Origin of the sequence: Kitasatospora sp. NPDC004799 (genome assembly GCF_040609095.1) — a bacterium.
In the GTDB taxonomy this organism is placed as follows: domain Bacteria; phylum Actinomycetota; class Actinomycetes; order Streptomycetales; family Streptomycetaceae; genus Kitasatospora.
Genome location: NZ_JBEXJK010000429.1, coordinates 1 through 6,791 on the forward strand (window position 1 = coordinate 1; position 6,791 = coordinate 6,791).

Below are 6,791 nucleotides of genomic sequence, written 5' to 3' on the forward strand. Positions count from 1 at the left end.
GGGGCCGCCGCCGGGACGACCGGGGCGGTGGACGGCTCCGGCGGCTCCGGGTCCGGGTCGGGAAGGACGGGAGCGGGCGTGGCGGTGGCACGCGTCGCCGGCACGGTGATGAAGTCGGCCGCCGGGCCGTCCGCCTCGGCCGCGCTCTCGCCCGGCTCCGGCAGGGTGCCCGCGACGGCGACCAGGGATTCGAACAGGATCGGCGCGTCCTTGGTGAAGCCCAGCCGGAGGTCGACGGTGCGGCTCTCGCCCTTCGCCAGCGCGATGACGTCGGCGTTCCGGTCCCCGGTCCGCAGCCCGAAGTAGAGCCAGGCCGGGTGCTCCGCACTGACCCCGGGGGTGGCCGCCCGCCACTGCCCGTCGGCGGCACGGAACTCGAACTCGACGGTCTCCGGGGGGAGTTCGCCCACCCCCTGGAAGACGACCGCGGGCACCACCCGCAGGTCCCGGCCGCTGCGGTTGGTGAGGACCAGACTGAACGGCTTCGCCGGCCCGCCCACCGTGAACGCGGCGGGCACGCCGACCAGCCCCACCCCGGCGGTCGCCGCCGGGGTGGCCGGCGCGGCGGTGGGCGTCGGGGTCGGCGCCACCGCCGGGGCCACGAGCAGGTCCGGGTAGCCGCTGCCGGCGTCGGTGGTGCGCTGCTCCGGCGGCAGCGCCGGGTCCGAGACCACGGCGTCGAAGCCCGGCGTCACCCGCCCGGCCGGGGCGTCGGCGGTGACGGTGAGCCGCAGCCGGTAGGCGGCCTCGGCGCCGGCCGCCAGCGACAGCCCTGCGGGCCGGTCGAGCACCCACCGGGCGCCGGCGCCCGCGCTGTCCGCCCCGGCCTCCTGCCACTGGGCGGCGCCGGGAGCCCGGTACTCCAGCCTGAAGTGGCCCTGCCGGGTGCCGGCGCCGGTGTCCACGACGGCGAAGGCCGCGGACAGGACGTCCAGCCGGTGGTCGGCGGTGTTCCGGAGCGTCGCGGTGAACTCCACCGGCGCGCCACCCGCCTGGACACCGCCGGGAAGGCCGCCGAAGGCGACCGTGACCGGCGAGGGGCGGGTCTGGGAGCCCGGGGCCACCGCGACGGCCCCCGGTGCGGCGAGGACGGCCGGGGCCCCGACGGCGGCCAGGCCGGAGGCCAGCGTGACGGCGGCGGTCGCGGTCAGGAATCGGCGCTGCCGAATGTGCAATTCAACCCCACGAGAGAATTCGGGACAGAACCCGTCAGGATGTGAAATCGCTTGCACGAGAGGTCATTCCACGACGAAGTCGGGCTTTTCGTCCGCCCCCCGGCCGACCGCGATCGGCAGCATCCTACCGAGCCGCCGCCGGACGTCCGGACGGGCCCGTCCAGGCCTCCTCAGGGTCACCCTGAGGGCGACCCCGACATTCGGCTACGACTCCCCGGTGACCCTTCGGGGCGGAGAATCACCTGCCGGACGGAGGACCGGGAGCCGCCCGCGGCGGAGTATGGAAGCAGCCCGCCGGACCGGCCGGACCGGGCCGCCACCACCGGGAGAACTCATGAGTGCGCGTCTCGCCCGCCCCCGCCACAACCGCGTCATCGCCGGCGTCTGCGCCGGGATCGCCGAACGCTTCGGCCTGACCCCGTGGACCGTCCGGCTGATCTTCCTGCTCTCCTGCCTCCTGCCCGGCCCCCAGTTCCTGCTCTACCTGGCCCTCTGGCTGCTGCTCCCCCAGGAACCGTGAGCCCGGCGGCCCCGCACGCAGAACGACGGGCCTCCCGCCCCCGGGGTCTCCGGGGGCGGGCGGCCCGTCGCCGTGCCGTGGGCTCCGGCTCAGCCGCCCAGGCCCGGGAGCAGGCCGGTCAGCCCGCCGATCGGGGTCTTGTCCAGACCCGGGATGCTCGGGACGGCGGCGCGCTGCTGGGTGACGCCGGCCAGCGGGGTGTCGCCGGCCGGGACGGCCTTGCCGACGCTCGGGGCGAGGGTGCCCAGGGTGTCGGTCACCTTGCCGGTGGCGGGCAGCTTGGCGGCGGTGTCGGTGACCGCCCCGGTCACCGCCGGGTTCGTCAGCAACCCGGTGGGCAGCCCGAGGCCGCCGGCCGCCGGGCCGTCGGCCGCGGAGGCGGTACCGGCGCCGACCGCCGCGATGGCGATGCCGAGCGCCGCGGTGCCGGCGGCCTTGAGAGCCTGCTTCATGGTGGGTCCCCTTGGGTCCTCGTCGGTGGCCGAGTTTCACGCACGGGACCGGCGAACGGGCGATCCCGCCGCCGCGGCGTGTCGGCAATGACGGGCACACCGTAGTGAGCAGGTCGCGCGGGAACCAAAGGGCGTTCACTCACCCGAGTGAGTAGTCGGATGAACGCCAACTCCCTTGCAGGAAAGCGGCGTTCATCCGACCGGCCGGAGCGGGCGGAGGCCCGGCCACCGCGACGGCTCAGTTGCCGCCGGTGCCCGCGCTGAACAGCCACTCCGCCTTCAGCTCGGCGTAGCCCGGCTTGATCACGTCGTTGATCATCGCCAGCCGCTCGTCGAAGGGCAGGAACGCGGACTTCATCGCGTTCACCGTGAACCACTCCAGGTCGCCCAGGGTGTAGCCGAAGGCGTCCACCACGTGGCCGAATTCCCGGCTCATGCTGGTGCCGCTCATCAGCCGGTTGTCGGTGTTCACGGTGACCCGGAACTTCAGCCGGCTGAGCAGCCCGATCGGGTGCCCGGCGTACGAGTCGGCGGCGCCGGTCTGGATGTTGGAGGTCGGGCACATCTCCAGCGGGATGCGCTTGTCGCGCACGTACGCGGCCAGCCGGCCGAGCTCGACCGTGCCGTCCTCGCCCACCGTGATGTCGTCGACGATCCGCACGCCGTGGCCGAGCCGGTCGGCGCCGCAGCACTGCAGGGCCTCCCAGATCGACGGCAGCCCGAAGGCCTCGCCCGCGTGGATGGTGAAGTGGTTGTTCTCGCCCTTGAGGTAGTCGAAGGCGGCCTGGTGGCGGGTGGGCGGGTAGCCGGCCTCGGCGCCGGCGATGTCGAAGCCGACCACGCCCTGGTCCCGGTAGCGGTTGGCCAGCTCGGCGATCTCGGTGGAGCGGGCGGCGTGCCGCATGGCGGTCAGCAGGGTGCCGACGCGGATCCGGTGGCCGGCCTCGCGGGCGTTGGCCTCGCCGAGGCGGAAGCCCTCCTGGACGGCCTCGACGACCTCGTCCAGGCTCAGCCCGGCCTCCAGGTGCTGCTCCGGGGCGTAGCGGACCTCGGCGTACACGACGCCGTCGGCGGCCAGGTCCTCGGCGCAGTCCGCGGCGACCTTGACCAGCGCCTCACGGGTCTGCATCACGGCGCAGGTGTGCGCGAAGGTCTCCAGGTAGCGGACCAGCGAGCCGGAGTCGGCGGCCTCGCGGAACCACTCGCCGAGCTCCTTCGGGTCGGTGCTGGGCAGGTCCTGGTAGCCGCAGGCGGCGGCCAGCTCGACCACGGTCTCCGGGCGCAGCCCGCCGTCCAGGTGGTCGTGCAGGAGGACCTTCGGCGCGCGGCGGATCTGGTCGGCGGTGGGGATGCGCGGGCCGGTGCCCGCGGTGGTGACGGGGATCTGCTGTTCCATTGCGGAAATATAGCCCCTACGCGCGTAGACCCACCACTGCGAGGACCGCCGGATGGTCCAAACTCCACCCGGAATTCCACCGCCCGGTCCATACGATCCACCAGACGGCCCCCGAGCCGTCAGTCGTGCTGCAACAGCCGCCCGCGCCGGGACAGCACGAAGTCCCGGAAGGCCCGCGCCGGCGGCGTCAGCGGCCGCCCCGCCGCCCAGGCCAGCCCGACCGCCCGCCGGGTGCGCGGCGCCGTCACCTCCAGCTCCACCACCCCGGGCCGCGCCACCAGGGCCGGCGGCAGCAGCGCCACCCCCAGCCCGGCCGCCACCAGCCCGCGCAGCGTCTCCGCCTCCTCCCCCTCGAACGCCAGCCGGGGGACGAACCCGGCCTGCGCGCAGAAGCCGTCCGTGATCGCGCGCAGCCCGTACCCCTGCTCCAGGCCGACGAACGGCTCCTCGGCCACCTCCGCCAGCCGGATCCGCCGCCGCCCGGCCAGCCGGTGGTCCGCCGGGACGACCAGGTGCAGCCGCTGCTCGTCCAGCGGGCGGGCGGCGAACGCCGGGTCGTCCGGCAGCGGCGCGACCAGGCAGAGGTCCAACTCCCCGGCCCGCAGCCGCTCCAGCATCGCCGCGCCGTAGTCCTGCACCAGCTGGAACCGCACCCGCGGGTGCGCCGCGCGGAAGCCGCGCAGCAGCGCCGGCACCGCGTCCGGCCCCATCGTGTGCAGGAAGCCGAAGGCCACCAGGCCCCCCGCCGGGTCCGCCTCCGCCCGGGCCGCGGCCGCGCCGCGCTCGACCTCGGCCAGCGCCCGCTCCACCGAGGCCAGCAGCAGCCGGCCCGCCCTGGTCAGCCGCACCGTCCGGCCCTGCCGGGCCAGCAGGTCCACCCCCAGCTCCTCCTCCAGCCGGGCCACCGCGCGCGACAGCGTCGGCTGCGGCACCCCGAGCAGCGCGGCCGCCCGGGTCACGTGCTCCAGCCGGGCCACCGCCGCGAACCCGGCCAGCCGGGGCGCCAGCAGCACGGCCGGCTCCTCCGGCCCCAACTCGGCCACCCGGTACGGCTGCTCGCCGCCGTCCAGCGGTTCCGGAGCGGACATCGCGCCACCACCTCGACTCATACGCCAGTGCATCGATCATCCCCGCTTCATGCATTGGACGCATCAACGGCGGCAGGCCTACGGTCGACGTCATGCAGCCCTCCGATACCGGGGCATCCGTGACCTCCCCGGATGCCCCCGCCACCGCCCCCTCCTCCGCCGCCACCGCGGACGACCGCCACCGCCCCGGCCAGCGCGCCTTCCGCCGCGCCAACCTGGCCCTGTTCGCCGCCGGGGTCGCGACCTTCGTCCTGCTCTACTCCACCCAGGGCCTGCTGCCGGTCCTCTCGGCCGACCTCGACCTCACCCCCGGCCGGGCCAGCTGGACGGCCTCCGCCGCCACCCTCGGCCTCGCCCTCGGGCTACTCCCGGCCAGCGCGCTCTCCGACCGGTACGGCCGCACCCGGGTGATGACCGCCTCCACCCTCGCCGCCTCGCTGCTCGCCCTCGCGCTGCCCCTCGCGCCGGACCTCACCACCCTCGTCGCCCTGCGGGCCCTCCAGGGCGCCGCCCTCGCCGGGCTCCCGGCCACCGCCATGGCCTACCTCGCCGAGGAGGTCCACCCCAGCGCGCTGCCCTCCGCGATGGGCCTGTACGTGGCCGGCAACAGCATCGGCGGGATGGGCGGCCGGCTGCTCTCCGGCTGGACCGCCGCCGGGCTCGGCTGGCGCTGGGGCCTCGCCGCCTCCGCCGTCCTGGCCCTGCTCGCCACGCTCGCCTTCCGGCTGCTGATCCCCGCCGCCCGGCACTTCGCCCCGGCCCCGGTGGACGCCCGCGCGCTCGCCCGGACCGTCGGACGGCACCTGCGCAACCCGCTGCTGGTGCGGCTGTACCTGCTCGGGATGCTGTTCATGGCGGTGTTCGGCGCGGTCTACAACACCGTCGGCTACCGGCTGATCGCCGCGCCGTTCCACCTGCCGGAGTCGATCGCCGCCTCGATCTTCGTGGTCTACCTGGTCGGCACCGGCACCTCCGCCGCGGCCGGCCGGCTCTCCGGCCGCCTCGGCCGGCGCGGCGCCCTCTACGTCTCCGTCGGCGTGACCGCGGCCGGCCTGCTGCTCTCCCTCGCCGAGTCCCTGGTCTGCGCCCTGCTCGGCCTGGTCCTGATCACCGCCGGCTTCTTCGCCGGCCACGCCACCGCCTCCTCCTCGGTCGGCCGCACCGCCACCGAGGGCCGCGCCCAGGCCTCCGCCCTCTACCTGATCGCCTACTACCTCGGCAACAGCCTCGGCGGCACCCTCGGCGCCGACGCCTACCACGCCACCGGCTGGCCCGGCGCCGCCACCGTCGGCCTCGCCGCCATGGCCCTCGCCGCCGCCGTCACCCTCTACGCCACCCACCGCGCCCACGCGGCCCGGCGAACGGTCGCGAACGCTTGACGGCCGCCGCGGGGGATGCTTCCGGGCCGGGCAGACTTTCCGCCAGGTAGACTTTCCCCATGGCAGACCTCAAGCGCCGTCGTCGTCCCCACCTGGTGTCCACCCCTGTGCGGAAGAAGGGCGTGGTCACCATCCCGCAGGAGATAAGGGAGCAGCTGGACCTCCAGGAAGGCGACCAGCTGGTGGTCGCGGTGGAGGACGGCCGCATCGTCCTGACGCCGGCCTCCGTCATCCCGGACGACCAGGCGTGGTTCTGGAGCGGCTCCTGGCAGCAGAAGGAGCAGGAGGTCGACGAGGCGGTCGCCGCGGGCGAGCGGGGTGAGGTGTTCCAGGACGGGGATGCCTTCCTGCAGTCGCTCGCCGACGAGGCCGGCCTCGACCTGGGGGAGATCAAGCGCCGTGCCGACGTATGAGTCACTGGCCCACTTCCTGCGCGACTGGAAGGGCCTGACCGCCGCGCAGAAGGCCGCGTTCCTGGTCGCGGTGGCCCAGTTCGTCGCCGACCTCCGCGGACAGGGCTTCCGCCGGAGCCTGCGCGTGAAGAAGATGCAGGGCCACCCGGACGTGTGGGAGATGACCTGGGCCCCGGACGGCCGGGCGACCTTCAGCTACGGAACGCCCGTCCAGGACGGCGAGCCCCACATCGTCTGGCGCCGGATCGGCACCCACGAGATCTTCGGCCGCCCCTAGGGTCCGTCTTCAAACTCGCGTCTGCGGGGCGACGCCGGGGCACGCACCTCGCCGCGTTGTCGTCGGTCGCCAATGCTCCGCAGTGGCTCCC

General features: G+C 75.1%; 7 protein-coding genes and 1 pseudogene. 4 read left to right on the forward strand and 4 right to left on the reverse strand.

Features of this window, described 5'->3' with window-relative positions:
- A pseudogene (locus ABZW03_RS34495) lies at positions 1 to 1,175 on the reverse strand (hypothetical protein); the annotation flags it as partial.
- Positions 1,176 to 1,509: 334 nt separating this feature from the next.
- Here ABZW03_RS34495 and ABZW03_RS34500 point away from each other — a divergent pair.
- Entirely contained in the window at positions 1,510 to 1,695 is a 186-nt protein-coding gene (locus ABZW03_RS34500) for a PspC domain-containing protein (protein WP_355267409.1), read from the forward strand.
- Positions 1,696 to 1,784: 89 nt separating this feature from the next.
- Here the strand turns inward: ABZW03_RS34500 and ABZW03_RS34505 are convergent, their stop codons facing one another.
- The 3 genes from ABZW03_RS34505 to ABZW03_RS34515 form a co-directional block, all read right to left on the reverse strand.
- A complete protein-coding gene (locus ABZW03_RS34505) occupies positions 1,785 to 2,147 on the reverse strand; it encodes an ATP-binding protein (protein ID WP_355267412.1) in 363 nt (120 codons plus the stop codon).
- A gap of 238 nt (positions 2,148 to 2,385) precedes the next feature.
- Positions 2,386 to 3,543 carry an adenosine deaminase gene (locus tag ABZW03_RS34510; protein ID WP_355267415.1) on the reverse strand — a complete coding sequence of 386 codons (1,158 nt, stop codon included), beginning with the start codon at positions 3,541 to 3,543 and terminating at the stop codon, positions 2,386 to 2,388.
- A gap of 119 nt (positions 3,544 to 3,662) precedes the next feature.
- Positions 3,663 to 4,631 (reverse strand): LysR family transcriptional regulator, encoded by a 969-nt coding sequence (locus ABZW03_RS34515; protein ID WP_355267418.1) that lies wholly within the window; start codon positions 4,629 to 4,631, stop codon positions 3,663 to 3,665.
- A gap of 92 nt (positions 4,632 to 4,723) precedes the next feature.
- Here ABZW03_RS34515 and ABZW03_RS34520 point away from each other — a divergent pair, with 92 nt between their 5' ends.
- The 3 genes from ABZW03_RS34520 to ABZW03_RS34530 are packed head-to-tail and all read left to right on the forward strand — an operon-like array spanning position 4,724 to position 6,700.
- The gene (locus tag ABZW03_RS34520; protein WP_355267420.1) at positions 4,724 to 6,010 is read left to right on the forward strand and encodes an MFS transporter; all 1,287 of its coding nucleotides are present in this window, start codon (positions 4,724 to 4,726) and stop codon (positions 6,008 to 6,010) included.
- A 59-nt stretch (positions 6,011 to 6,069) separates the two neighbouring features.
- The gene (locus ABZW03_RS34525; RefSeq protein WP_355267423.1) at positions 6,070 to 6,423 is read left to right on the forward strand and encodes an AbrB/MazE/SpoVT family DNA-binding domain-containing protein; all 354 of its coding nucleotides are present in this window, start codon (positions 6,070 to 6,072) and stop codon (positions 6,421 to 6,423) included.
- On the forward strand, positions 6,410 to 6,700 hold the full coding sequence (locus tag ABZW03_RS34530; protein WP_355267425.1) for a hypothetical protein: 291 nt from the start codon (positions 6,410 to 6,412) through the stop codon (positions 6,698 to 6,700). Before ABZW03_RS34525 ends, ABZW03_RS34530 begins: the two co-directional genes overlap by 14 nt.
- Positions 6,701 to 6,791 lie beyond the last annotated feature (91 nt).